At 58.9% G+C, this 24228-nt stretch carries 19 protein-coding genes and 1 pseudogene; 12 read left to right on the forward strand and 8 right to left on the reverse strand.

Features of this window, described 5'->3' with window-relative positions; translation table 11 throughout:
• Window positions 1-5 precede the first annotated feature (5 nt).
• From DIE11_RS17295 to DIE11_RS17305, 3 genes are read right to left on the reverse strand one after another with little or no spacing between them, the layout of a single operon-like run.
• On the reverse strand, window positions 6-368 hold the full coding sequence (locus tag DIE11_RS17295; protein WP_124625807.1) for a TIGR03745 family integrating conjugative element membrane protein: 363 nt from the start codon (window positions 366-368) through the stop codon (window positions 6-8).
• A 22-nt stretch (window positions 369-390) separates the two neighbouring features.
• Window positions 391-630, reverse strand: a complete 240-nt coding sequence (locus DIE11_RS17300; protein WP_124625809.1) for a TIGR03758 family integrating conjugative element protein — start codon at window positions 628-630, stop codon at window positions 391-393.
• Window positions 627-980 (reverse strand): RAQPRD family integrative conjugative element protein, encoded by a 354-nt coding sequence (locus tag DIE11_RS17305; RefSeq protein ID WP_124625811.1) that lies wholly within the window; start codon window positions 978-980, stop codon window positions 627-629. Before DIE11_RS17305 ends, DIE11_RS17300 begins: the two co-directional genes overlap by 4 nt.
• A 511-nt stretch (window positions 981-1491) precedes the next feature.
• Here DIE11_RS17305 and DIE11_RS17310 point away from each other — a divergent pair.
• Window positions 1492-3099, forward strand: coding sequence for an MASE1 domain-containing protein (locus DIE11_RS17310; RefSeq protein WP_124625813.1), 1608 nt, complete (start codon window positions 1492-1494; stop codon window positions 3097-3099).
• A 751-nt stretch (window positions 3100-3850) separates the two neighbouring features.
• Here DIE11_RS17310 and DIE11_RS17315 read toward each other — a convergent pair.
• Together DIE11_RS17315 and DIE11_RS17320 are read right to left on the reverse strand one after the other, a co-directional pair.
• Window positions 3851-4333, reverse strand: a complete 483-nt coding sequence (locus DIE11_RS17315) for a hypothetical protein (RefSeq protein WP_124625815.1) — start codon at window positions 4331-4333, stop codon at window positions 3851-3853.
• 87 nt (window positions 4334-4420) lie between these two features.
• Window positions 4421-4825: a hypothetical protein gene (locus tag DIE11_RS17320; RefSeq protein ID WP_124625817.1), complete on the reverse strand. Its 405-nt coding sequence runs from the start codon at window positions 4823-4825 to the stop codon at window positions 4421-4423.
• On the opposite strand from DIE11_RS17320, the gene DIE11_RS17325 reads away from it, so the two are divergent.
• From DIE11_RS17325 to DIE11_RS17360, 9 genes are all read left to right on the forward strand, one after another.
• Entirely contained in the window at window positions 4825-6324 is a 1500-nt protein-coding gene (locus DIE11_RS17325; RefSeq protein WP_124625818.1) for a response regulator, read from the forward strand. The genes DIE11_RS17320 and DIE11_RS17325 overlap by 1 nt on opposite strands.
• A gap of 297 nt (window positions 6325-6621) precedes the next feature.
• Complete coding sequence (locus DIE11_RS17330) at window positions 6622-8454, forward strand: ATP-binding protein (RefSeq protein WP_185633775.1); 1833 nt, start codon at window positions 6622-6624, stop codon at window positions 8452-8454.
• Window positions 8455-8743: 289 nt separating this feature from the next.
• Window positions 8744-9868: an HlyD family efflux transporter periplasmic adaptor subunit gene (locus tag DIE11_RS17335; RefSeq protein WP_185633776.1), complete on the forward strand. Its 1125-nt coding sequence runs from the start codon at window positions 8744-8746 to the stop codon at window positions 9866-9868.
• A complete protein-coding gene (locus DIE11_RS17340) occupies window positions 9868-11955 on the forward strand; it encodes a peptidase domain-containing ABC transporter (RefSeq protein ID WP_124625824.1) in 2088 nt (695 codons plus the stop codon). The genes DIE11_RS17335 and DIE11_RS17340 overlap by 1 nt, the downstream gene beginning before the upstream one ends.
• A gap of 96 nt (window positions 11956-12051) precedes the next feature.
• Window positions 12052-12222 (forward strand): hypothetical protein, encoded by a 171-nt coding sequence (locus tag DIE11_RS36370; RefSeq protein ID WP_185633777.1) that lies wholly within the window; start codon window positions 12052-12054, stop codon window positions 12220-12222.
• A gap of 71 nt (window positions 12223-12293) precedes the next feature.
• Complete coding sequence (locus DIE11_RS17345) at window positions 12294-13364, forward strand: hypothetical protein (RefSeq protein ID WP_124625826.1); 1071 nt, start codon at window positions 12294-12296, stop codon at window positions 13362-13364.
• 88 nt (window positions 13365-13452) lie between these two features.
• A complete protein-coding gene (locus DIE11_RS17350; RefSeq protein ID WP_124625828.1) occupies window positions 13453-14472 on the forward strand; it encodes a DUF6624 domain-containing protein in 1020 nt (339 codons plus the stop codon).
• A 545-nt stretch (window positions 14473-15017) separates the two neighbouring features.
• The gene (locus tag DIE11_RS17355; RefSeq protein ID WP_185633778.1) at window positions 15018-19556 is read left to right on the forward strand and encodes an RHS repeat-associated core domain-containing protein; all 4539 of its coding nucleotides are present in this window, start codon (window positions 15018-15020) and stop codon (window positions 19554-19556) included.
• Window positions 19544-20203, forward strand: a complete 660-nt coding sequence (locus DIE11_RS17360) for a sel1 repeat family protein (protein WP_124625832.1) — start codon at window positions 19544-19546, stop codon at window positions 20201-20203. The genes DIE11_RS17355 and DIE11_RS17360 overlap by 13 nt, the downstream gene beginning before the upstream one ends.
• Window positions 20204-20223: 20 nt before the next feature.
• On the opposite strand, the pseudogene DIE11_RS17365 reads toward DIE11_RS17360, so the two are convergent.
• A pseudogene (locus DIE11_RS17365) lies at window positions 20224-20453 on the reverse strand (DUF4400 domain-containing protein); the annotation flags it as partial.
• Between the two features lie 109 nt (window positions 20454-20562).
• Between DIE11_RS17365 and DIE11_RS17370 the strand changes: the two are divergent.
• Together DIE11_RS17370 and DIE11_RS17375 are read left to right on the forward strand one after the other, a co-directional pair.
• Window positions 20563-20820 carry a hypothetical protein gene (locus tag DIE11_RS17370; protein WP_124625834.1) on the forward strand — a complete coding sequence of 86 codons (258 nt, stop codon included), beginning with the start codon at window positions 20563-20565 and terminating at the stop codon, window positions 20818-20820.
• Window positions 20821-20882: 62 nt separating this feature from the next.
• Window positions 20883-21308, forward strand: coding sequence for a hypothetical protein (locus DIE11_RS17375; protein WP_124625836.1), 426 nt, complete (start codon window positions 20883-20885; stop codon window positions 21306-21308).
• Window positions 21309-21314: 6 nt separating this feature from the next.
• On the opposite strand, the gene DIE11_RS17380 is transcribed toward DIE11_RS17375, so the two are convergent.
• Window positions 21315-22064 carry a TIGR03747 family integrating conjugative element membrane protein gene (locus tag DIE11_RS17380; RefSeq protein WP_124625838.1) on the reverse strand — a complete coding sequence of 250 codons (750 nt, stop codon included), beginning with the start codon at window positions 22062-22064 and terminating at the stop codon, window positions 21315-21317.
• Entirely contained in the window at window positions 22061-24223 is a 2163-nt protein-coding gene (gene traD, locus DIE11_RS17385; RefSeq protein ID WP_124625840.1) for a type IV conjugative transfer system coupling protein TraD, read from the reverse strand. Before traD ends, DIE11_RS17380 begins: the two co-directional genes overlap by 4 nt.
• Window positions 24224-24228: the final 5 nt, after the last annotated feature.

A 24228-nucleotide genomic window follows, 5' to 3' on the forward strand; every position in this document is an offset into this window, starting at 1 on the left:
CGCGATCACAGGATGCCGGTGGCTTTGGTGAGCAACCAGATGCCGATCACCAGCAGCACCGCACCGACCGCGACCGTCAGGCCGAATTGCCCCCACGTCTTTCGGCCGGTATGAATCTCCGCATACGCGGTGTAGGCGTGGTAGCAGACGCCGATGAACATCGCCGCGATGACCAGCAACGCGACGAGCATCACGATGTCATAGCCATAGTTCTGGATCGTTTGCAGAATGCCGTTGCCTTCGCCGCGGGAAGGATCTTCGATCGATGGCAGTCCGGCATAGGCGGTGATCGGTGTCGCTTCGCAGACAAGCAGAAGGCAGGCAGCGAGCCGCGATGCCGCCCGGCGAGGTGATGGAATGGCGTTCATCGAATTGACCTCGCGTGGCGGGTTACGAGAGAAGGAAGTACGTCAGGACGACGTAGAGCACGGCGAAGCGCACGGCGACGCCGAGGAACTGGCGCTGGGTTATGCGTTGATCGGCCCAGCCGGCATAAGCAGTTCGCAGCGCCCACACCCCCCAAAGCAGCACGACGGCGAAGACGACGCCCAGGACGAGCGTCGATACAGCGGACGGAGTGAACCCGCTGTTGCTCTGGAACGCCGCGGCCTGGTCGCCGGTGAGGCTCATGGCCGCTCCTCGGACGACACGTCGACGCGATAGTCGCCGACCAGGTCAGCGCCATCGCGCGGCTGCGCGCGCGGGGGGGCCAGGTAATCGCGGACACCGGCGCGGATGCGCGCGATATCCGCGTGCAGGCGCGCATAGTCGAAGTGGTAACGCGGCCGGTCGGATTCGGGGAACTGTTCGGCTTGGGTGGCTAGCCGGTCGATGGTGTTGAGCTGCCGTTGGACCGTCGCCAGTTGGCTGGCTGCGGAAACCGGCTCAGCAGCATGCGCCGCGAACGCAATGCAGAGCGTCGCGCATGCCGCGGCATATCGTGAGCAGATCCAACGCGCCTGCGTTGCATCGACGGTCATGGCACTGCCCCTGCGTCGTCTTGGATGCAGGAAGCCTGCGCGTCTTAGGCGGTGGGTGCCGCAATCAATGTGGAGAGGCGGCTACCCAGTTTCTTCAGGTCGCCGAGCGTATATCGACCATCGCCCAGCGAGTTCCTCTGGGCAAAAAGCTATCGGTCGCTCAATCAGTCTAGGGACATGGCGAAGCGGATTGCGAACGAGATCACATTGAGGGCAAGTTGGCGCAGGAGATTGCGAATCGTCACCAGTCGAGGATCGTCCTCGATGTGGTATCCAACATCGGAGACGTAGGAAAAACCTTACGTAGTCCGTGGGAGACGGCTTGAATTCCCAACCCTGATGAATAGATCACACTTTGTATTTCGGCGAGCCGCTGAAATGTGTGCGGGTTATGGGCGCCGAATCAAGGGTTCTAAACTTGGCCCCTATTGGATGCGATGGCGTGATCTCGCCAGCCGCGATGTGAATCTGCTCGCACTATCGATAAGATCAAGAATCAGGGGAGTCAACGATGCAGTGGAAGCAATTTGCAACCGTTTGTGCAAGACACGCGGCGGTTGCAATGTGCTATGCCGCTGGCTTCGCGCTTTTCCGCGCGATCACGCTACCGCAATGGACGGTGCAGTCAGGGTTTCGGCTGCTCATGTTGTTGCTTGTGCCGCGTCGGTATTGGCCAGCCTTGGCGGTGGGTGAAACTGTACCTCTAGGTTATGTGGCCTATGAGTGCGTTGATCAGTTTGGAGCAGCTTGGGCTTGCCTGGCGGTAATCCCACCGATAGTGTTTGCGATGCCTCTGGTACGTGCTTTCCGAGATCATCTAGGTCTCGACGGTTCGCGCCCCTCCTTGCAAACCGACAAGCTCATTGTTCTTGGAGCGGCAGTGTCGGTCGTTTGGATGATAGCGAACGTATCGTCGCTCGCGGTGACGCGTCTCCCACCGAACTATCCCGCAATTGATTGGAACGTTGTCGTAGGACGGTGGCTCATCGGAAACTTCCTGGGCATTCTAAGCGTGGTTCCGTTTGCACTCTTCGTGCGTGAGACCTGGAAATCGTCACGACCAACTGCGCGACTAAGGCTAATAGTCGATAGCCATTTTTTTATCGAAACGGTGTCGATAGTTCTCCCAGCATTGGTGTTGCTCGCATGGCTGGGGCGCGGAGGGATCGGTCTGGAAGCGCGACAAGTTGCCCGCATCGCTATGTTTATCCCTGTGGTCATGTTGGCGCTTCGCCATGGTTGGCATGGCGCTGCCGTCGGCGGGATGCTGGCGAGCGTGGCCGCAGTAACCACGATGTCCAAGCATTTTGATGGTGAAACGCTTCAGGCGCAAACCTTCATCTGCTTTGCCATTGCGGCCATGATGGTGCTGGGGGCACGTATTGCTTCTCTCAATGAGCGAGACGAGGAAGACAAGATCAACACCCGTGTGGCGCTCGCTCTGGTGCAACGAAACGTCGATCTCGGCGAAAGACAGTTGCATCTAACGTCGTTGGCCATCGATCAGGTTAGAGAGTCGGTGCGGTCGGCCTTCACGACGATTTTCAATCGTGTCCGGCAAGCCCTGCCGTTGGTGGATGAGTCCGGTATGCGGCGTCAGGCGTTAGCAGCGCAGGAGCAGCTCTACCGCCTGGCTGATACCATCTATCCCGTCGTTTGGCATGTCCACGGCTTGCCCACTGCGTTGCGGGAGGGGGCCACTGCGCGTGCGCTCTCGGAGTGTGGCGTGGCCTATTGGTGTGACGTCCAAGGTGCTTCGGTACTGAGCGACCTTTCTCAGACGCTACATATAACTTTGTACCGCCTCACGTGTGAAGCAATCGGATTTGCTTGTTCCAAACCATCGACGACTGACATCCGACTTGTCGTACGAGGAGGGCGTTGGGGCGGTAGACGTTGGGCATACCTGCGCATTGAGTACTGGGAGAACGAGTCTCGGGCTTCCGTGGTGCGCCGCGACGAACTGATGTCTCGCATGCCTTTTTCCGGGTTTGGAGTCGACGCAATGCGCGATAGAGCTGCAGCCTTCGGAGGGAGGCTGCGAATTGGGTCTCTGTCATCTCGTCGTCAGAGTGTCAGCGTCGTCCTCCACGACACGGACACCGATATCACCGTTTGATCGGGTGGCTAGCCTTTTAGTCTCACGAACGCGGTGCGTTGATGTTCACTGCGGCTGCTGTGGTGTATCCACCCGGGTGTTGCAGTCGATAGGATCGCAGGCAGCCACGGTTACGGTCGGAACCCCATTGGTTTGCGAAGCCGCAGCCAGTTGTAGTGAATCGTCCTGGTACACCAAGTCCCCATTCGTTCGCGCCGCAGAGTGCCGTGCTTGGGACAAAGCTGCTTCCGTTGACTTCGTCTCAGCGACGCTCGCTATGCCGATTGGCAGGCGGAGATAGGTTCCACCGGAAGAAGCTACTGCCGCGAGGACATGCCCTGTCAGGTCATTCACCTGGACGTACCGGATTCCGTCGAGAACGAATACATAAACATGATAGTTCGGCGATCGGCTCACGTCTGGCGCGTTTGGCCAGGATTGACCAAGACCTGTCGTAGGTGTAGACGACTGCGCACTGGCTGCGCCTCCCAATATGGAGAGGCTGAGCAGAGCAACGGATGACAGGCGTTTAAGCATGGCGACTCCCCTTCGGCATTGAGCACTAAGGCCATTCCAGTGCTTCGGCAATGTAGCACCGAAAGCCAAGAATACTGTGAGGGAGTCTGAACAATTTGAGAAAATCAATCGACATAACGCCCGTCCAGGTAGCCTGGCGCGACCTGGTGGGCGAGCTAGCAGGACCAAGCCGAGTTTCTAGGTCCCTAGTGAACCTGCCTGGACATGCGGCGGAATTAGCGCACGGCTTATTCGCCTAGCTCCGGAAGCGTGAGATCAAAGCATAGCGAGATGCTGCATCAAATTGAGTTGCGAATTTTTCGAGCGAAGCATCCGTGATCGCGAAGATCGTCTTTCCTGAGACCAGTGAAATTCGCCGTAACGCTTCGCGAACGTCTTTGGCCACTTTGAGGCCGGTCTGATCATCTGCGGGGATCACGTAGTCCTCTATCTCACTGGCGTCTGGGGCGGGTAAGGCGTCCGTGGCCTGCACAGTCAGTGGTGAATCGAGGAAGCGCATTTGGCTGGCGATCTCAAACCTGCGAATGAACGCCGTGAGTACAGAGTCTGTGAGCTGAAAGACCGTCCTGTGCGGTTGGGACAGCCTTGATATCAGCTTCATGTGTTCGCGCCGTTCCTTGCTAACGCGAAGCGTGACTTGCTCCGAGAGCGGCACACTGCGCTCTTCAATGAAGTCGAAGTTGATGGACTCGACGGCCCTAGGTAACGAAGTGGCCATGTTGAATCGGATTCCGAAGCGTTGACGTTAGTATTCTAGTATGCGAGTTTTCTACATGCCAGTGTGTACGGATTGGGGCAAGAGGAATCATCGGTGGCTAGGAGTGTTGTCAATCAGGCTGGAGAGTTCGTGGTGCCAGTTCTGGAGTGCTATCCGCACCCCCTGCACGCTGGAACCGTCTCTGCGATGACGCACAGGAACAGCGAGGACAGCGTCGTCAGGAAGGTGGGCAAGAAGCAATTGATAGGCGAGCTTGCGTTCGAGTCCGCTCGATTGTGGAAGCGAGACCTCAACGGGTTCGTGGTCATTCCAGGCGACGTTGCCAGCACGTACATAGAGTTCCATGCGCATCACATCGATGACATTGCATACGGTCGATGCGTCGATGCTATCGGCCCGCAGGCTGAGCGCCAGCTCGAGGTCGTCGCGATCCGGCATGCCCTCGATGATGAGCTGGAGTGCTGCCAGGTAGTCTTGCCTCTGGATATCCATTGAAACGTTCGTCGTGGTTCTTTGGCCCTACGGTACCCGGAATTGCGGGCGTTGCAAGCTGGCCCGCCGGAGGAGGGGCAATCGTCCCCATTGTGACCGTATGCGTCGTCGTGGCCATAGCAGCAGGTGTCCAGGGAGTGATCGAATGGCGGCGAGTGCGGTATAGCAAAAGTCAGCATCCTGAGCACATTCGCAGAGCTCATTCCACTAAAGGACATTTGCGCGAGCCGTATGAGCTGGTGGATCTTCCACGGTTGTTGAGAGAGGTGCAGGCAGGAGTATTGGAGATCGCACGCCGAAAGGGACTTCATCTCGAAGTGCACGTCGAGGCAGGTGCTCCAAGAACCGTGCTTGCCCCTAAAGGCACGCTTGCCGTCCTGCTAAGCAAGATCGCGCATGCCTCGGTCGAGGCGACGCACACGGGCTTTGTTGAGATCACGCTGCATGCTCCAACTCCGCACGGCCGATGGCTCGTATCTTTTCGCGACAGCCGAAGTCTGTCGGAATTTGGCCCGCTGGCAGGTGCACTATTGGCTGGGCCATCGCTGCCCGTTCAAAGTGGTGAGACAGATGAGATAGGTGAGTCGGGCCTCGTATTGGCACGTCGCCTCGCTCGGGCGTTGGGCGGTGAACTCAAAGCCTCGGCCATGGGGGAGGATGGCATCGTGCTGTCGCTGAAGCTAGAGCTGGAAGTCGTCGAAGTGATTGCGGAGGATTCCGGCTACCCCGGTAGTCGAATCGTTGCGATCAACGATCGATTTAGCCAGCACAGAAAAAAAGCGGGTTCACTCGATGTCCTGGTGGTGGAGGATCAGATGAGTAGCCAGATACACATTACTGACCTTTTGCGACGCGCGGGCTATCGCGTGAGCGCGGTATCCACTGGCGAAGACGCCATGAAATCTATGCATCATCGACACTTCTCACTGATCTTCGTGGACCTGACCCTCCCTGGCATGCAGGGAATGCAGCTTTTGAGATCGGCAGACGCTAACGATGGACATGCGAACACTCGGACGCCGATGATTGTCGTCACCGGTGACACGGCCAAAGCAACGAGGAACGCTTGCTATCGGGCAGGAGCGAGAGGTTTCTTGACCAAGCCTGTGTCGGCCATGCAGTTGCTGGATACTATCGAAGCAACGCTTGAAGTGGAGTTTGCAGGACAAGCTGTCGGCGCATCGTTGGTAAACAACGAGGAGGAAGCTAGACAATATCAGTTGGGAAGTCCAACGGCGCTCATGCATCTTCGGCACGGGCGAGCCTACATGGAGCTGATGTCCGCTGCATCACTGGTGGAAGATTGGGGGCGCCTTCGTTACGCGGCAAAAGCAATGCGTGGTATCGGATCTCTATTGGAAGATGTCAATTTGGCCGAGGCGAGCCAACGAATCATCGAGGCTAGAGTAGAAGACTTGCCTTTCAGCGCAGCAGGGCTGGTTCTGAAAATTCGATCGGCTCTGGACCAACTCGTTGTCTCGAATCGTGACGATATCTGAAGAAAGATATGACATGACACTATGTTTCACCCGATGAAGTCTGGATACCCATCGACCCTCGAGGGTTGGTCCGATATAGGTCCCGACGCATTTTTGGAGCACTTCGTTGCGACGGCGAGGGTAGTTTTGTGCCTGATGGTTGTGCTTTGGGAACTGACAGCACTTGCCCTAGGACTAAAGATTCCCAATGAGGCCTGGCTCGGCGCAGGCACTTGCTTGGTAGTCAGTGCCATATGGTGTCGGGCGTACCTAGGCAGTACGCCCGGAGGCTTGACGAGGCGAACCTGGCTTAGTTCCTTGTTGAGCTACGTTCTTCTAGCGACCTTGGTGCAATCATGGCCGTCAATGTTCGGGGCTTTGGTCTGGCTCTTGCCATTACTTGTGGCCGGAGACGCGATTCGATACGGGCTGATCGCTCTGGTTCTAGGCGGAACGCTAGGGATTTTGATGTTCGCCTTCTGGTTTAGTCACGGTACGGCCAGCGCGACACTGGCTTATGCGGCGAATGCCATCACCGCCTCATACATCGTACCCATGTGCCTATTTTCCATAGGCAAGGTTGCGCGACTTCACCTCAATGAGGCAGTACGCTCGCGCGATCTGCAGAGTCGATTCATCTCGACGATGAGCCACGAACTCCGAACGCCACTCAATGCAATCGTGGGAAGTGCCCAGCTCGTTGACCTCGATGGACTAGAGGGCTCGAATCGGCGTCTTTTTGAGTCCATCAAGGTCAACGCAGATACGCTCAATCGTCGAGTGCACGAGGTTCTCGATATTTCGGCCATCAATGCGGGGCACATGCATCTCGTAGTCGAGCCATTCCTGGTCTCGACACTTATGGAGGCAGTCACAAATGCCTGCGAGTGGGCGGCCAACGAGAGGCACCTGACGCTGAGAGTTGACATGCGTCAAACTGATGTGATGGTTGTCGGTGACGTAGGGCGTATCGAGCAGGTGCTGATCAACCTCACCTATAACGCCATCAAATTTACATCATCGGGAGGCTACGTATTGTTGCGTCTATCGCGCCGACTTGGTCAACAACTCGGTTCGATGCACCTTGAGGTGGCCGTGATCGACAACGGGATAGGCATCGACGACGCAGTCAAGCTTCAGGTGTTCGAGCCTTTTCATCAACTGCATGCTGAGAGCAGTCAGCATGGAGTAGGCCTCGGTCTATACATTGTCAAATGCATCACAGATGCAATGGGAGGAACGATAGGCGTCGAGGACAACCCGGGTGGCGGCTCGATATTCACGTGGGCTGTTGAATTGCCCTTGGCGACTCACGATGCCAGCGAGAGAGCAATATCGTTGACGCGAGCTATCGAGGTGCATCGGATGAAGATTCCATGCATGCGTTGCCTTGTTGTCGAGGACATCGATTCAAATTTAGAGATGATCGCGCATATTCTCGATCGTGCGGGTCATCAACTCATAACTGCACGCGACGGAGTGGAGGGCATTGAAGCGGTTCGGGCAGGAGACGTGGACCTCGTATTTCTTGATCTACACATGCCCAATGCCAACGGTTGGGATGTGCTTGATCAACTGGCGGTAAATCCGGGCGTCGCGGCTCTGCCACCGATTGCTATTCTCAGTGCTGACTCTGACGCAGCGTCGATTGCCACCGCGACGCGCCTCGGTGTGCTGGCCTACCTCACAAAGCCTGTGTCGACGCGGAAGCTATTGAACGTCATTGAACTCGCGAATACCTTGAAAAGTACCGGCAAGGTACCGCGAACGATGAGCTACAGTGCGCCTGGTGGTCATGGGCACGACCCTCTTTTGCTTGAGGAGCTTCGGCAATTGATGCCGGCGATTTCGCAGAGACGACTTGTCGCGGCATCGTTGGACGGTCTCCAGACCGCGAGTGAGACTTTGCGGGCGCCCCGAAACGCATCTGACGATGCCGTAGTGCTTCGGCAGCTTCATGCGTTAAAGAACGAATTCAAAATACTTTCGATGCATGAGGGTGTCCATGCCTGTGAGATGGCTAGTCAGGTCATCCGAGCTGGAACGTCGGGCGAGAGAGAAATTCACCTCGTCCTGCGAACAGTGGACTCTGCGTTCTCACGGCTTGGTGCAGCTCGTGTCAATGATTCGGGAGATCCGGCCAATGGATAAGTGATAAGGAATGCTTGACATTTTATATGGTGGGGTCCTACCTTACTCACGTACTAACCTTATAACCTTCTAACCTTATGGGAAGGAAGGTGCGGTGCCACGGAACGTGGGGTTTGAGCGGTAAGGGGCGGGGCAACGGATGTCGTCTGAGCTGTTCAGAAAAGAAGTGCGAGATGCGAAGCGTGCCGACTGGCCGGGAACGATCCGGCTTAGGGCGCCGAGGGTGGCTTGGGTATGCCTCGGCGCCGGACTTTTCTTTGCGGCTTGCGCGGTCACGGTGGCGCTGACGATGCATTACACCCAGCGCGAGCATCTGCAGGGCGTTCTGGTGCCCAGCACTGGCTTGGTCGGTATGACCTCAGCATCGGATGGCGTGGTCTCCAAGGTCCTGGTGAGCGAAGGCGAGGTCGTCCATGCGGGCCAACCCATCGCCGAAGTCTCGCGCCAGCAATCGAGCCGAGAAGTTGGTGACACTCAGGCGGCCATCGCTGCGGATCTCGCGCTGAAGCAAGAACGACTGACCGATGACCTGAAAACTCAGCAGGCATCTGGCGCCGTGCAGAGGCGGGAGCTTCTCGATCGGATGAGTTTGCTACGCGCACAAATCGCTCAAATGGATCAGCAGGTGGCCCTGCAGAAGCAAAGGGCAGACAGCGCGATGTCGCTGTATGAGCAGTGGTCCAGCCTGGGAGGAAATGGCGTCATCAGCCGCCTGCAGCTGCTTCAACAGCACGATAGCGCGTTGCAAAATCAGGTCGAGCTGAAACAACTGAGCGGCGAGGCCTACCAACTGCGGGATCAGCTCGCACAAATCCAGGGGCAACTGACCCAATTGCCCTCGGCTGAAAGCGGAAAGCGCAACGACACCGAGCGCGCGCTGGCTGACGTGTCCCAGGCGATCTCGCAAAACGCGCTCAATGGCGTCGTCGTCCTTCGCGCGCCCGTCGATGGCACCGTGGCCACCCTATTCGCTCATGTGGGGCAGGCCGTCTCCAAGCAGGGCACGTTGTTGAACATCGTGCCGAAAGGCGCCGCGTTGATCGCCGAATTAAAGGTCCCAAGCCAGGCGATAGGTTTCCTCCGCGAGGGTGAGCCGGTGGTGGTGCGTTATGCGTCCTTTCCTTATCCGCGCTTTGGTAGCTACGGCGGGCGGGTGATCGAGGTGTCGCATAGTGCGGTGGAGCCGGACAGTAGCCGCAGCTCTGCTGGGGCGAGTATCACCTCCCCGGATCCCGAGTATCGCGTTCGGGTGGCGCTCGATCGACAGACAGTGGTGGCTTATGGGCGCATCGAAGCGCTGAGGCCAGGCATGGCCCTCGAGGCGGATGTTCTCGTCGCGCGCCGGCATCTACGCGACTGGCTGTGGTCGTCCTCGCCGGACGTGAGCCCGTCAGCTGTCGCGGAGGTCCGGTAATGGCGGATGGCGGTGTGCCCTTTCGTTCGAGTGCGCGTGTGCTGCCACTCGTACTCCAGACGGAGGCCGCGGAGTGCGCGTTGGCGTGCCTGGTCATGGTGGCGCGCTTCCACGGGCATGACATCGATCTTCCATCCATGAGGCGCCGCTTCGGCAGCTCCATCAAAGGCGAGAGCCTCGGCCGTATCATCACCATGGCGCACCAACTCGGGTTTGATGCTCGCCCGCTGCGTGCCGAACCCGACTACCTGCCAGGGGCCATCCTCCCGTGCATTCTCCATTGGGATCTCGGGCACTTCGTGGTTCTGCGGCGCATGACCCGGCGGGGCGCGGAAATCTTCGACCCCGCGCGAGGCAAATATCAGGTCTCCGCGGAACAGCTAAGCCAACACTTCACCGGGATTGTGCTTGAGCTCTCCCCAGGGAGCGCCTTCGCGCCAGTGACCGAACGGCGTCACATCACGCTCCGTGCCCTGACGGGCCGTGTCGTCGGGCTCCCGTTGGCATTGACCCAGCTCGTGGGGCTAGCCCTGCTCATCGAGCTGTTCGCGCTGGCCATGCCGCTGCAAGCGCAATGGATCATCGATCAGGTGATGCCGGTGGGCGACACGGGCATGTTGTGGGCGCTGGCGTGTGGCTTTGGCGCCGCGTTGGTGATTCAGGCCGGCCTCGCCATGGCGAGAGCGTGGACCCTGAGTTGGCTAGGGGCCACGTTGAATGCGCAATGGGCGATCAATCTATTCGCTCACGTCTTGCGATTGCCGCTGGACTTCTTCGCCAAGCGGCATGTGGGCGACATCCTGTCGCGCTTCGGGTCGCTCCAATCCATTCAGACCACGCTGACCGGCGGGTTTGTGGAGGCCTTGTTAGACGGCGTGATGGGGATGCTCGCGCTCGGGATGCTCTGCTTCTATAGCCTGCAGCTTGCTGCCGTTGTCTCGGTAGGGACGCTGGTCTATGGAGCGCTCCGTGCGTTGACCTTCCGGACGCTGCGGCGGATCAACGAAGAGCAACTGGTGTTCGGTGCCAGGCAGCAGAGCGACCTCATCGAATCCCTTAGAGGCATCCAGGCCATCAAGTTGGCCAACCGCCAGGGCGAGCGCCAAGCCCGCATCGCGAACGCCACCTATGAGTGGGCGGCGCGCCAGCATCGGTCACAGCGCATCGCGCTCTCGTTTAGCGCGGGAGGCCAGGCGATCGTCGCGGCCCAGCGCGTGGGGGTCGTATCGCTGGGCGCGTGGTTGGCGATCCACGGTACATTCTCCGCAGGCATGCTCGTGGCGTTCCTCGCCTACGCCGATCAGTTCGGTATTCGAGTCGGCGGCTTGGTCGACAAACTGGTGGAGTTTCGCCTGCTGCGTCTGCATGCGGAACGGGTCGCCGACATTGCCCTTGCCGAGCCGGAGGCCCATGTCCACGGTGGCTATAGCGGGCCATCGCTTGAGCCGAGCCTGGTTGTGCAAGATGTCAGCTTCCGCTATGCGGAAAGCGAGCCATGGATCTTGCGAAAGGTTAGCTTGTCGGTGGCTGCAGGGGAGTCGGTAGCCATCACGGGGCCGAGCGGTTGCGGAAAGACGACGCTGGCCAAGTTGATGCTGGGCCTTCTGGTCCCGACCGAGGGGGTGATCCTGGTCGGGGGCGTCGATCTACGACACCTTGGCATGAGCCAGCTTCGCGAGATGGTAGGAACGGTCATGCAGGACGACACGCTCTTTGCCGGATCGATCGCCGACAACATCTCCTTCTACGACAGCGGGGCGACGATCGACCAGGTGGCCGACGCGGCGCGTCGTGCGAGCGTCCATAGCGAGATCGCGGCGATGCCGATGGGCTATGAGACGCTGGTCGGTGACATGGGTGCGTCACTCTCGGGTGGTCAGCGGCAGCGCCTGCTGCTTGCGCGCGCTCTCTATCGCAATCCGAAGATTCTCATCTTGGACGAGGCGACCAGCCATCTCGATGTGGCGAATGAGCGTGCGATCAATCGGGAAGTCGCCGCTATGGACGTCACCCGGATCACCATCGCGCATCGGGAAGAGACCATTGCGGCCGCCTCTCGCCGAATCGACCTGATGGTTTCAACGTAGCCATTCGGTAATAGTCAGACATTCAAGTTTCACGTGCTTGGCGCGTGGATGTCGACGCCGCAGCGACTCTCTTGCGGCACTTAACGGAGTTCCAACATGAACCATACCAACGAGCGTGTCCTGGCGCATCAACTGGCCCGCGTGCTGACCACCGAAGAATACGCCGTGGTGGCTGGCGGCAGTGCCACCGGAACGACGATCTCCTCCGGTGGCAACACCTGCCACGACCAGGACGACTCCAGCGGCACGGTCACCCAGTGCAAGTAAGCTGGCGGTAACGCTTGCTGTGCGACCGCCGACTGCAGCGGCGGCGCATTTCAATGACCTGGAGGAAAGGAATGCACTGCCTGATCGTTAGCTTGATCGAAGATGTCCATGCTCGTGCGGTGGCCACTGTCCTCGCGGACCAAGGTCATTCGGTGCTGCTGTGGGATATGCCGGCTGACTCGGCGTCCCACCCGGCATCCGTGGAGCTGAGCGGATCAGGCACACAATGGATTGTCGGTGGGAAGCCGATTCCCCTTCACGGCTTTGACACCATCTGGCTGCGCCGGCGTCGTCAAACACGCCCGCCCAGTTACTTGCATCACGACGATGTCGAATTTGCCACGAAGGAAGCCAATGCCTTCTATGGCGCGTTCTGGTCTGTCGCCGGCCCGCAGACACGATGGCTCAATGCTCCCGCTGCGGCGAACGCGGCAGAGGAAAAGCCGCTGCAGCTGATGATGGCAAGGCAAGTGGGATTCCACACACCCGCTACCTTGATCAGCAACGACCCCACGCAGATCGTCCGCTTCATTGATGCCCGGAGTCGTGAGGGTAAGCAGACGATCTATAAGACCTTTAAACCCGCCGGATGGACCGACGGTGACGAGGTCCGGTTGAAATATACCTCGACCATCCGGATCGACGATGTGTGCGCGTCGGCCACCGTGGGTGCGGTGCCTGGCATCTATCAAGAGAAATTGTCCAAGCGCTTCGAAGTAAGGGCGACCTTCTTTGGGAAGACTGCCTATTGCGTGACCATCGATTCGCAGAAAGACGCTCACGCGGTGGACGACTGGCGCAGTGCAATGAATATGAAGGGACTGCTGTCGCCGATGTCCCTTCCTGAAGATGTCTATATGAAATGTGTCGCCTTTATGGAATGCATGGGTATTCAGATGGGATGTTTTGACTTTGTGGTGTCCGAGGACGGCATCTACTACTTCCTCGAAGTCAACCAGCAAGGCCAGTTCCTATGGGTCGAAGAGGCCTGTCCCGAGCTGCAGATGCTCGAGGCATTCACCCAATTCATGGACCCTCGGCAAGCTCGCACGAATCCGATCGAGGTATCAGAGATTTTTGCTTCTGCCCGCTATAAAGAGATTTCCCAACAATTCGAGGCGGAACGCTATGTCTATGTCTAACGGGTCTTTCCATCGACCATGGATGATCGCGGCCACGTTTGCCGTGACAGCGTTGCATGCGTGCATGTGCTTTGCAGCCGACCGAGCCTTGACGACGAAGGAAGCGGAAGCACAAGTTCAAGCGATGTCCCGGGACACGACGGGGGCGCTTAACACGGATCAGACCCAGGCGCTTCGCGTGGCGATGGGTGGCACCGATCTCCTGGAGGCGCCTCGACTAGCGCCGGCCACGATTATAGCGGTGGGGGATCTCATCGTGCGCGCAGGCGCTGACCCTGGCTTTCAGGATGAGTTTCTGGACAACTGGGGCGGGCTATGGAGTCGCGTGGGCATCGATGTCGACCCTATCGGCTATGCGCTACTCGAGGACCGTGTGGCCCTATCGGCGGGGAAGCCGACGCTGAATGGGACGATCCTAGGGACTCATCAGTCGCCAAGCGCGCTTGACGAACTGAGATATCGGTCGCGGCTCAATCGGCTAGGTATCGGTGGAAAGACCAGCGCGGACATTCGCGCGTGGATTGCAGGTCACCATCCCAGCCTTACCTTGGTGCATCCGAGCTATCCCACGGATCCCACCTTAAGAAAGGAGCTGATCCGGCTGGGCCGCCTTGACCAAAGTGTCAGGGCCGCGCCGGACCATGAACTGAGCAAAGCCGAACAGGCGGAAGAGGCCCGCAAGCTCGAAGGCGTGGACGCCCAAACCCTGCCTGCTATGCAACGTATCTATGCCCGGTACGGCTTTCCCGCGCCGCAGAGGGTCGGGCGCTCAGCGGTGCAAGCGGCGTGGCTCATCATCCAACACGCCGTGCAAGATCCCCCGTTGATGCGCCGAGCCGCCGACGACGCACGCAAGATGGTGGCTCGTGACGAGTTGCCGATGATCGATTACGCCCTTCTTGTCGATCGCATTGCCTGCGTGCTGGACAAGAAGCCCCAACAGTACGGGACTCAAGGGTCTCGGGACCCGAAGAGCTTCTGGTATTGCCCGATAGACCAGCCCGATCAGGTGAATGCACGTCGTGCAGCCCTCTTTCTGCAGCCGCTCAGCCATGACGACATCTACGGTGCGGACGTTGTAGGAGGGCGACCGGAGGTTGAGCAATAGCTTCGGTGATCAAGACGAAAGCGCAGCCTACGAAGGCTACGTCAATCTGCGAGGCCACACGGATAAAAACGGGGGCAGATAGTAATCTGCGGAGGCTTACGGGTGGCGACCCATCATGCGATGGGCACGCCGGTGCGTTCAAGCGTTCTGGGACGACTGCGATCTCATGATCTGAGCGATAAGCCAGATAGCGTATGTGTCATCGGACTCACACACGGGGGAGTTCATCGGCAGACGATGTCGTGAGTCACGTTGCTGCAATGCGGCCTAAGACAGTAATGCGCTTTCGGCTTGAGGCACCGGGAAAGTCAGTTCAAACGGGGTAGTGACGATATCCGTAACCATATCGGCGCGAAACCACTTCAGAGTTAAAAGATGTAGGCCGCCTGGGGCAAGGGCTGCTTTTGTCTGGAGTAAATCTCAATAATTTTGGTCCGGATTCAGCGCGAATCCGCAGTGAAGAGCGCGTGCCTGTCAACGCGAAGACAGTATGACAAGGAGTTTATATGTTAGTTATGCAAAATAAGTGCATGCATCGTCGACGCATGATGAAACTGTTGGGCGCGATCTTGCTGGCGCAGTTTTTAACTGTCGCTTGGCCGGAGAATGCTCAATCTCAATCCTACTATGGCGCACCGTATTTCTTCAGCGACAGCGGCACAGCCTACGGTACGGTCAATGACGCGATCGATGCCTACCTGACGCGTTGGTACGCAAGCTGCACGGCCAACCACACCAGTTGCGCGTACACGGCCAAGAGCTACGATCCCAACACCAATACGGGACTTGCGGCTATCGTCAACGGCGGTGTGTACGTTGAGGCAGTTCGCTGGGCGTATTCGCCCATCAAGAATCTAGGCGGCGCCGGGGCAACAGGTTGCCCATGCGACAAAAGCGGCGAGGGTGGTAGAGCGGGCGGTTCCGCCCCTCATGGCAGCAGTGGGGATAGCTCGCTGGACGCTCAGGTTATTGGTATCTATTCGCCGATGCAGGGTGACCCGATCAATGCCGCCACCGGCAACAAGTTCCAGCAGGACACGGATTTCCGAGGGTCGTCCTGGTTGACCTTCCGTCGGTTCTACAACAGCAGTGAATCGGTAGAGTCCACGACGCTGGGGCCGCAGTGGCGCCATTCGTTCAACCGCTCGCTGGACATCGCTCAATTCATCAGCGATCCCCGTCCGACAGGCATTGACCTGGAGCGGCCTGACGGCTCTCGCGAGCACTTCAAGCCGAGTGGCACGGGTTGGGCTAACGATGCGGACAGTCCGGATACCTTGACCGAACACGACGATGCCAGCGGCAACCCGACGGGCTACACGGCCTTTATCGCCGCGCTGAACCATACCGAGCAATACAACGCGCAGGGCCAGTTGCAATCGGTGACCGATCCGACCGGGCAGGGCATCACGCTGACCTATAGCACGGCGACGACGCCGGTCGCTGTCGCCCCGAAGGCGGACCTGTTGCTGACCGTGACGGATACGCAAGGTCGGCAGCTAAGCTTTACCTATAACCCCCAGGGCAACCTAGCACAGGTGGTTCTGCCTGATGGTGGCACGTTGGCCTACGGCTACGATGCTTCGACGGGCAACCTCACCTCGGTGAAATATCCCGATGGCAAGACGCTTCAGTACCTCTACAACGAGTCCTCGCTGACGGGCGGTGGATCAATCCCCGGGGCCCTTACGGGCGTCATCGATGAGGCAGGAGTGCGTTACGAGACCACCGGCTACAACTACTACAGTAGCGGCGCCGCGGTGAGCTCCAGCTTTGCGGGCGGTGCGGACGCGACGAAGGTGAGTGTGGGGTATGGCCCGTCGGCCGCGGTAACCACGCCACTCGGCGCGAACGTCACCTTGAACTCCACCGGCATCCTGGGCGCTTACAAGCAGGGAAGTATCAACCAGGCCTGCGGTGCACAGTGCAATGCGCCCTACAAATCGAACACCTACGACGCCAACGGCTACCCGGCGACGGCGACGGACTTCAATGGCCACATCACCAAGACCACCTACGATGCCAATGGGCTGCTGGATCAGGAAATCGACGCCTCAGGCACCGCCCAGCAGCGCACCACCACGACGACCTGGAATACCGCCCTGCGCGTGCCACTGACCCGCGTTGTGCAGGACAACAACGGTCATACCGTCGCCTCGACGGCATGGGTCTATAGCAGTGCGGCAGAGACCTTGGCCCGTTGCGAGATCGATCCGACCAATACGGCAGCGACGGGTTACACCTGCAGCAACACGGGCAGCGTGCCGGCGGGCGTGCGCCGCTGGACCTACACGTATTGCACCGCCGTCGATAGCACCCAGTGTCCGATCGTTGGCTTGATGCTGACGGCCACCGGTCCGCGCACCGACTTGAACCAGATCACATCCTATAGCTATTACCTGACGGCGAGTGCTGTGAGCTGCGGCACGCCAGGCGCCGCCTGCTACCAGCCCGGCGACCTCAAGAGTGTGACCAACGCGTTGGGACAGACCACCACCTACGCGTCCTATGACGGTGCTGGCCGGGTCACCCGCAGCATCGACCCGAACGGGGTCATGACGGATTTGACTTACACGCCGCGGGGTTGGCTGGCCAGTCGTACGGTTCGCGCCAATGCCGATGGTAGTGCTTCCTCAGGCGATGCCACGACGTCGATGACCTATACACCCTTCGGTGCCGTTGCCACGGTGACCGATCCTGACGGGGTGGCGATCGCTTACAGCTACGACCAGGCGCATCGTCTCACCAAGATTGCCGACGCCCTGGGTAACTCAATTCAATACACCCTGGACGCTTCGGGCAATCGCACGGCAGAAAATACTTACGCTGCGGGTAGCACAACCGCGAGCCGAAGCTTGAGCCGCACGTACAATAACCTCGGCCAACTGATCAAGATCACCGACGGCCTCGGCCATGTGGTGTTCGATGCCAGTGCCAGCGGCAACTATGACGGCAATGGCAACTTGATCCAGTCCAAGGACGCCAACGGCTACATTCAGCAGAACAGCTACGATGCGTTGAATCGGTTGACCAAAACCATCGCGAACTACAACGGCGCTGATGCGGCGACGAAGAACACAACGACGCAGAGCGTCTACGATGCCCTGGATCGCCTGACTCAAGTGATCGACCCCAGCAATTTGGCGACCGTCTACGGCTACGATGGTCTGGGCAACAGGACTTCACGGCAGAGTCCGGACACCGGTAGCGGCAACAATACCTATGATGCCGCCGGCAACCGGCTGACTCATACAGACGCCAAGGGCATCGTGTCTCTCAACACCTACGATGCACTGAATCGGCTGACGGGTACCAGCTATTCCGACAACGCACAGACTGGCGACGACGTCGCTTACGCCTACGACGAAGCTAACGACGTCACGGGCTGCGCCAGCTCATATCCACTGGGGCGGTTGACACGTATTGTGGAAAACCTGGTGACGACCGTGTATTGCTATGACCGCCATGGCAATGTCATCCGCAAGCAGCAGGTGACTGCAGCCGGGACTGACACCACCGCCTACGCCTACACCCAGGCCGATCGTCTCAGTGGCATGATCTATCCCAGCGGAACACAGGCCAGTTATGCATTCGACACGGACGGCCGCATTCAGGGAGTCAGCCTGACGGCTTCGGGCGGGAGCGCCAGCATTGCCGTGAGCAATGTCAGCTATGAACCCTTCGGGCCGGTTAGCGGTTATACCCTTGGTAATGGCCAGACCATCGGCCGTAGTTACGACACCAACTACGCCTTAACGGACCTGGTCAGTCCGGAGCTAACACTGCATTTTGCGCATGACCTGATGGGCAACATCAGCGCTGAGGGCAATGCATCGGGCGCCAATCCCGCGACCGAGAGCTACGCCTATGATCCGCTGTATCGATTGAAGAGCATTGACCAAGGCAGCTCCAACATCGAAACGCTGACCTACAACCCTGCGGGTGACCGTATCAGCAAAACAGGTGGTGGACAGGCCACGGGCAGTTACGGCTATCAGGCCAATACCCATTGGTTGAGCAGCATCGGTAGCGCGGTGAGGACTTATGACGCCAACGGTAATGTCACTGGCAACAGTAGTGGGGGGCTGAACTGGGGCTACGGTTACAACGGACGCAATCGGATGACGGTGACCCAGGTTGCCGGTAGCACCGTAGGTACTTACGGCTATAACGCTTTGGGGGAGCGCATTCAGAAAACCGCGACGCAGCCAGTAACGGTCGCCCTGCATTTCGTCTACAACGAGGGGGGACAACTCGTTGGCGAGTACGGCAGCAGTAGCCGGGACTATGTCTGGATGGGTGGCTTGCCCGTTGCGGTGGTTGAAACGTCGAACGGAAGCAGCGCTGTAGAGTATGTGACGGCAGATCATTTGGGTACGCCGCGCGCGGTAAGCGATATCAACGGCAAACTGCTTTGGCAGTGGGCGTGGCTGGGCAATCCGTTCGGGGAGGAGGCACCTGCATCGATCGGTGGGTACACGCTTAATCTGCGCTATCCCGGGCAGTACTACGATTCGGAGTCCGGGACTCACTACAACCGCTATCGAGACTACGACTCCGCCACGGCGCGCTACCGGCAACCGGACCCAACAGGGTTTCACGGAGGTACCAGTCTGTACGCATACGCTGGCGGCAATCCCCTGCTGAGGGTGGATCCAAGCGGACTTGCCGACACAAACCCTCTAGGCACGGGGCTATGTCCAGGAGGTTTCTGTACACTTCCGCAAGATTTGACCCAGAATTCATGGGGCATTGCAAACAGGGCTCCTGTCTATATCATGGTTGGAGGCGCGGGAGCTGCTGGGGCCGTGGCCGTCCTCCCCGAAATCGGATTTGCCGGTATTCTCCGGGGCTGGGCAATGGCAGGTGCGGTGCATGGAGCGGCGGAAATGCCAGCAACTATCGTCGAGGGTGAGGCGCCTAGTGCTGAGATTTTGGTGCAAATGATGGAGAAAATAATCCAGGACTTTGAACCTGTGCCACCTCCGACAAGCCTTCCCGTTCCAACACTTCCCATAGATGCAATTCCCGTAGCCGCACCGCTGGCGGTGCCTGCAAGAGCGCAGAATCCATGTCCGAAGTAAATTCAGAAGAGCGAAAAATCGCGTTGCTTTGGGAAAAGGTTAATGCCGCCCGATCGGCAGACCCGACAGGTGCCATCGCTGCCGCCATGTTGATCCATAAATTGCCTTTGGTAGCGCGAGCGACGGGGCTGAGTTCGGAATACGAATATTTCCTCAACTTTGGCATGCGCTCGACGGACCCGGAGGTGCTCGTTGCTGCAGGCGAGGCATTGATTCTAGGAAACGGTCTGGCACGGAACGTGAGGCAAGGTTTTCGCTTTTTTGCAAAGGCAAACAACCTATCCCCGTTCATGGGGGCGTTTATGATTGCGCGGTTGGACGTCTTGCAGAGGCGCCCCATAACCAAAAGAATGTTGCAGAAAGCAGCGTCTGCGGGGCATGTTCCGTCAGCGCTTCTGCTGGAAAGGCTTCGGCATCGAAAAGTAAGGAAGTACATGTTCATTTTGACTCTTCCGAGCTTTCTGATGTTTGCATTGAAGTGCAAAAAGCTTTTGCTGTCTGGATTGAAGGACAAAGAGAACCTTTATGCGCGTTTTTGGCGTTACAAGGATATTGGGATGGAAATAGACAAGGAGCTGTCTAGGGCCGTTCCTGTCGATCGCGCCCATCCATTCCGGGACATAGAGGAAGCCTTGTTCGAAGAATGAAGCAGGTGTTGCGAGAGGAGCTACAGATACTTTTTGAAGCTGCCAACCGCAATGTCGATCACAGGGCCAAGGGCAACCGGGCTCGGCAGCAAGATAAGCATCGGCGACACACTGATCGGCAGCGCCAGGTAGGCGATCCAGGGCAGGACGGCAAGGGGCAGTAGGCTCGCCCGGGCGCGATGATGGAGGAGTCCGGATTCGCGCCCGGTCTGAACCGTCTGATGTGTCGTCGTACTTTTAGGCCATCGATGTGAAGCCGATGAGGGCTGTGGCTAACGGATGAGATTCGATAGGTCCAAGCGGGGACGCTGCCGCAAAATTAAGCGATACACACCCTCAAAAGAGATGCCAGGATGCTCATGCGTATCGTTACTTCCCGACCTGTTGCGTGGGCAAGCACAACGCTCATTGGTCATATGGTCATGGGCCTTGTTATCTTCACCATTCCAATGACTATTGTGTTTTCGTACCTCATTGCGGCTGAGGGGAATGAACCTCCGGGCTGGGAGACGAATATTATTGGTACTGGTATTGTGATGGGTGTCGTTTTTGGAATTATGTTGTGGTTCGGATTCACCAAGAAATTGGTTGAAAGAGCTGCAAAGGAAAAGAAGTAGCCTGCTGCCAAGAGCAACAGCGCTCAGCGATAGTATCGGGATTCTTCTACAAGGTAAGAAGCATGCTCATACGGAGATCAGCCATTGCTTTTCACAAGCGTCTTAGCTTCTTCTGCGTGACTTGGGCAGGCTTCCAGCTCATCTATGCCTATGCATTCGGATGGTTTCGACCTATTGCTTACCCGCTGATAATTGTTTGTCCAGTTTTGACGGCGGTATTCTGGTTCGTTTTGCCGGTGGTGGGGCGAAGAAGTTCGGTTCGAACCATCAGTAATAAGCATTACTCAATGCTAAGGGTAATGGTGACGCCATCTTTGTTTGTGGCATTTGTTTTTCCGCTGATCTTCTACTGGGTGTCAAAAAATAAGTTCCAGCTAGGCGTGGTGGCAGCCCTGAGTTTGTCTGCTGCGTTTTCACTGATCCTTGCCTATCGCATTTACGGTGAGTCGTTTTTCCGCTTCCTGGAAGGAAAGTCAAAGGTCTCTTGAGCAGGACTACAGGTACTTTTTGAAGCTGCCAACAGCAATGTCGACGGCGACACCGAGCGCGACAGCGCTCGGCAGCAAGATGAGCATTGGAGAAACGCTGACGGGTAGCGCCAGGTAGGCGATCCAGGGCAGGACGGCAAGGGGCATCAGGCTTGCCCGGGCGCGATGATGGAGGAATCCGGATTCGCGCCCGGCCCCGAACCGCCGGATGTCTCGCCGCACCAGGCCATCGATGAAACCGACGAAAGCTGTGGCTACGAATAGCGGAAGCGTGAGACACAGCACCAGGACACGCACCAGGAAGACGAGCATCGTGTAGGCCGTGGCGATCAGATAGGCCTCGACGTGCACGTAGACGAGCCCCAGGTAGTACCGGAAGTCATGGCGGGTGTTATGCGCGCCCGCCGCCGCTTCGGCTGAGGCCGATCGAATCCATTCGAGCAAGCCGCTTTTCTCGAAAACCCATGCATAGGCGTATTCGACCCACGCATGAGCGGTACGGCCCGGCTCGTGCACCAACGTACTCCGCGTGAAATCCGTGGATAGCTGCGCGAGTTCGTCATTCAGCATGTGCTGTGCATGATGCCAGCCTTGCTCGGGCCAAAAGAGGTACATGCCCGCGCATTCGATCACGATGCACAGCAGGAGTGATCCGGACAGCACGCCAAAGAGCCGAAAGGGCAGCGTCAGCGCCCCGGCAACGAACCCCTGCTGGCGTTGTTGCTGACGCTGGGCTGCAGCCGCTGGATCAGTCATGGCGTGCCCGCCTCGGCGCCATTCGTCATCTGGCGGAAGTCGTCGACCAGATCTGCCGGGAGTGCCTGTTCCTGCAGCCTCGGCATGCCGTTGCTCTCCCACCAGTCGCCGGCGTCGGTATAGCGCTGCCGCATGTAGCCCGCGAGCTGCTGCAGATCCTTCGGCATGGCTTCGTCGGGGTCGGGCGCCGGGAGCGGCATGCGGATTTTCCAGAGGTTGCCGCCTTCGATCAGCGCAAAACACTGACCCTTCGGCAAGGCGACGACGTGGGCGGGCTCGATCAGGGGCACGCTAGTGCTGCTCACGCGATCCTGGGTGTTCGACGTGAATGCCGTATTGCCCCGCGGATCGGAGCTGTCGGTCGCACCACTTACCAGCGACGTGGAATACACCTCGACCTTCGGTAACTGGCGCGTGAGCAGCTCGGCCGTTGCTGTTTCGCGGACACGCAGCATGAACAGGTTGTTGAAGTTGCCGACGACCTGGCCGGCTTTCGCGCGATTGCCGATGCGCGCTTCGATGTCGCTCAGCGTCTGGGTGTACGCCGTGACCTGGACGCCGGCGCCGCCACCCTTGTTGACCATGGGAATAAATTCATCGCCCATCAATTCGTTGAATTCATCGGCGTGGACGTTGATCGGAATCTTGAGGCCGGTTGCTGCCCCCGGCAGGCCATCATCAATGCCGAACTTGTAGATGTGCCCGGCCACCGAGACGAGATCGCTGAACATCGAGTTGCCGACGGCTGCGGACACCTCGGCATCGGAGAGGGCATCGAGACCGACGTACACGACCGCGCGCTTGCGGATGATCTGCATCCAGTCGAAGATCGGGCGCGGGTCATCCAGGTCGCTGTAGTTCGGAGCGAGCAGCTGCGCGATCTTGCCGGTGGTGAGCTTTTCCAGAAGAGGTAGCAACGAGGCGACGATCTTGTCGAAGTAGGTGCGGTCGTAGCGGACGGCGCTGCGGAGCCCATCGAGCACGGGGTCGTAAATGCGGACCTGCGACAGATATTGCTCGAGCGCGACGACGCGCTTCTCGCGCCCGATCATGTTGCGCGGCATGTTTTTCTCGTTTAGCCGGCTCTCCAACTGGACGATAACTTCCCAGGCCTTCGGCTCGGTCCGCGCGAAATAGTGCTGGGCGTACTCGATGAACAGCGCGTCGATGTTGATCACGTGGCGCTGGATCAGCAGATAGTCCGGGCGTTGACCCAGTTCGACCAGGGCACGCGCGATGATGTTGACGAAGCGCCAGGCAAACTCGCGGAACGCAGCGCTGTTGCCTTCGCCGGACAACTGGCCGGCGATGCGCGTCGCAACCTCAGAGATGCGGCCAAAGCGTCCCACCGCGTTGTAGCGCGCGCTGAAGTCGGGCCAGCCGAGGTGGAAGACATAGAACTCCCCCTCGCGGCCCGCGCGCCTGGCTTCGACGTACATGCGCTTGAGCAGGTCGGCGTCGCCCTTCGGGTCGAACACGATGACGACCTCGAATTCGCCCGCCGCGTTGCGTCGCCGGATGTCTTGCGTGATGAACAGCTCGGCGAGCCGGGTCTTGCCGACGCGTGTCGTGCCGAGCACCAGCGAGTGACCGACACGCTCGCCCAACGGCAGGGTGACGTCGGTCTCGTACGGCTCAATGCCATGAAGACGTGGCAGCCCCCCCACGGGTGGCAGCGGGCGCACCGGATTGAGCGGGCTGTCCCAGGCGAGCGCGCTCATCAGACGGGGGAGCGGTGCGGGCGCGAATTCGAGCCGTTCCTCGAGCCGGCGCGCGAGGCGGTAGATCGGTGCAGGTTCGACATAGCGACGGAACTCGGGCCGGTACGTCTGCATCAGGCGATGCGTATGTCGCTGGTCCCACCGGAAGCCTTTACCGATAAAGAGTCGCTGCTGACTGACGGGCACGTCGCGGCTCGTCATCACGTAGCGCGGCAAACGGCGGATGTTGCGACGGTAACGCAGGATGACCCGCGCTTCGCGCCAGCGCACCACGCCGAACACGCTGAATGCCGCGGCAGCCGCGAAGCCAAGTCGGGGATTCAGCGCGAGCGACCACGGTGCGAGCACGCTCAGACAGGCCGCGGTGGCGCAGGTGGCTACGGTGTAGAGCTCTACCGCTGGACGCAGCAGAACCTCAACCGCGTGCCGCTGGTCCACGGTGG

The sequence above is a fragment of the Burkholderia sp. Bp9012 genome (genome assembly GCF_003853825.1).
In the GTDB taxonomy this organism is placed as follows: domain Bacteria; phylum Pseudomonadota; class Gammaproteobacteria; order Burkholderiales; family Burkholderiaceae; genus Burkholderia; species Burkholderia diffusa.

Bases quoted from the DNA above. Each gene is read 5' to 3' on its own strand.
- DIE11_RS17295 (WP_124625807.1), bottom strand. From the start codon at position 368: ATGAACGCCATTCCATCACCTCGCCGGGCGGCATCGCGGCTCGCTGCC.
- DIE11_RS17300 (WP_124625809.1), bottom strand. From the start codon at position 630: ATGAGCCTCACCGGCGACCAGGCCGCGGCGTTCCAGAGCAACAGCGGG.
- DIE11_RS17305 (WP_124625811.1), bottom strand. From the start codon at position 980: ATGACCGTCGATGCAACGCAGGCGCGTTGGATCTGCTCACGATATGCC.
- DIE11_RS17310 (WP_124625813.1), top strand. From the start codon at position 1,492: ATGCAGTGGAAGCAATTTGCAACCGTTTGTGCAAGACACGCGGCGGTT.
- DIE11_RS17315 (WP_124625815.1), bottom strand. From the start codon at position 4,333: ATGGCCACTTCGTTACCTAGGGCCGTCGAGTCCATCAACTTCGACTTC.
- DIE11_RS17320 (WP_124625817.1), bottom strand. From the start codon at position 4,825: ATGGATATCCAGAGGCAAGACTACCTGGCAGCACTCCAGCTCATCATC.
- DIE11_RS17335 (WP_185633776.1), top strand. From the start codon at position 8,744: ATGCATTACACCCAGCGCGAGCATCTGCAGGGCGTTCTGGTGCCCAGC.
- DIE11_RS17340 (WP_124625824.1), top strand. From the start codon at position 9,868: ATGGCGGATGGCGGTGTGCCCTTTCGTTCGAGTGCGCGTGTGCTGCCA.
- DIE11_RS36370 (WP_185633777.1), top strand. From the start codon at position 12,052: ATGAACCATACCAACGAGCGTGTCCTGGCGCATCAACTGGCCCGCGTG.
- DIE11_RS17345 (WP_124625826.1), top strand. From the start codon at position 12,294: ATGCACTGCCTGATCGTTAGCTTGATCGAAGATGTCCATGCTCGTGCG.
- DIE11_RS17355 (WP_185633778.1), top strand. From the start codon at position 15,018: ATGATGAAACTGTTGGGCGCGATCTTGCTGGCGCAGTTTTTAACTGTC.
- DIE11_RS17360 (WP_124625832.1), top strand. From the start codon at position 19,544: ATGTCCGAAGTAAATTCAGAAGAGCGAAAAATCGCGTTGCTTTGGGAA.
- DIE11_RS17370 (WP_124625834.1), top strand. From the start codon at position 20,563: ATGCGTATCGTTACTTCCCGACCTGTTGCGTGGGCAAGCACAACGCTC.
- DIE11_RS17375 (WP_124625836.1), top strand. From the start codon at position 20,883: ATGCTCATACGGAGATCAGCCATTGCTTTTCACAAGCGTCTTAGCTTC.
- DIE11_RS17380 (WP_124625838.1), bottom strand. From the start codon at position 22,064: ATGACTGATCCAGCGGCTGCAGCCCAGCGTCAGCAACAACGCCAGCAG.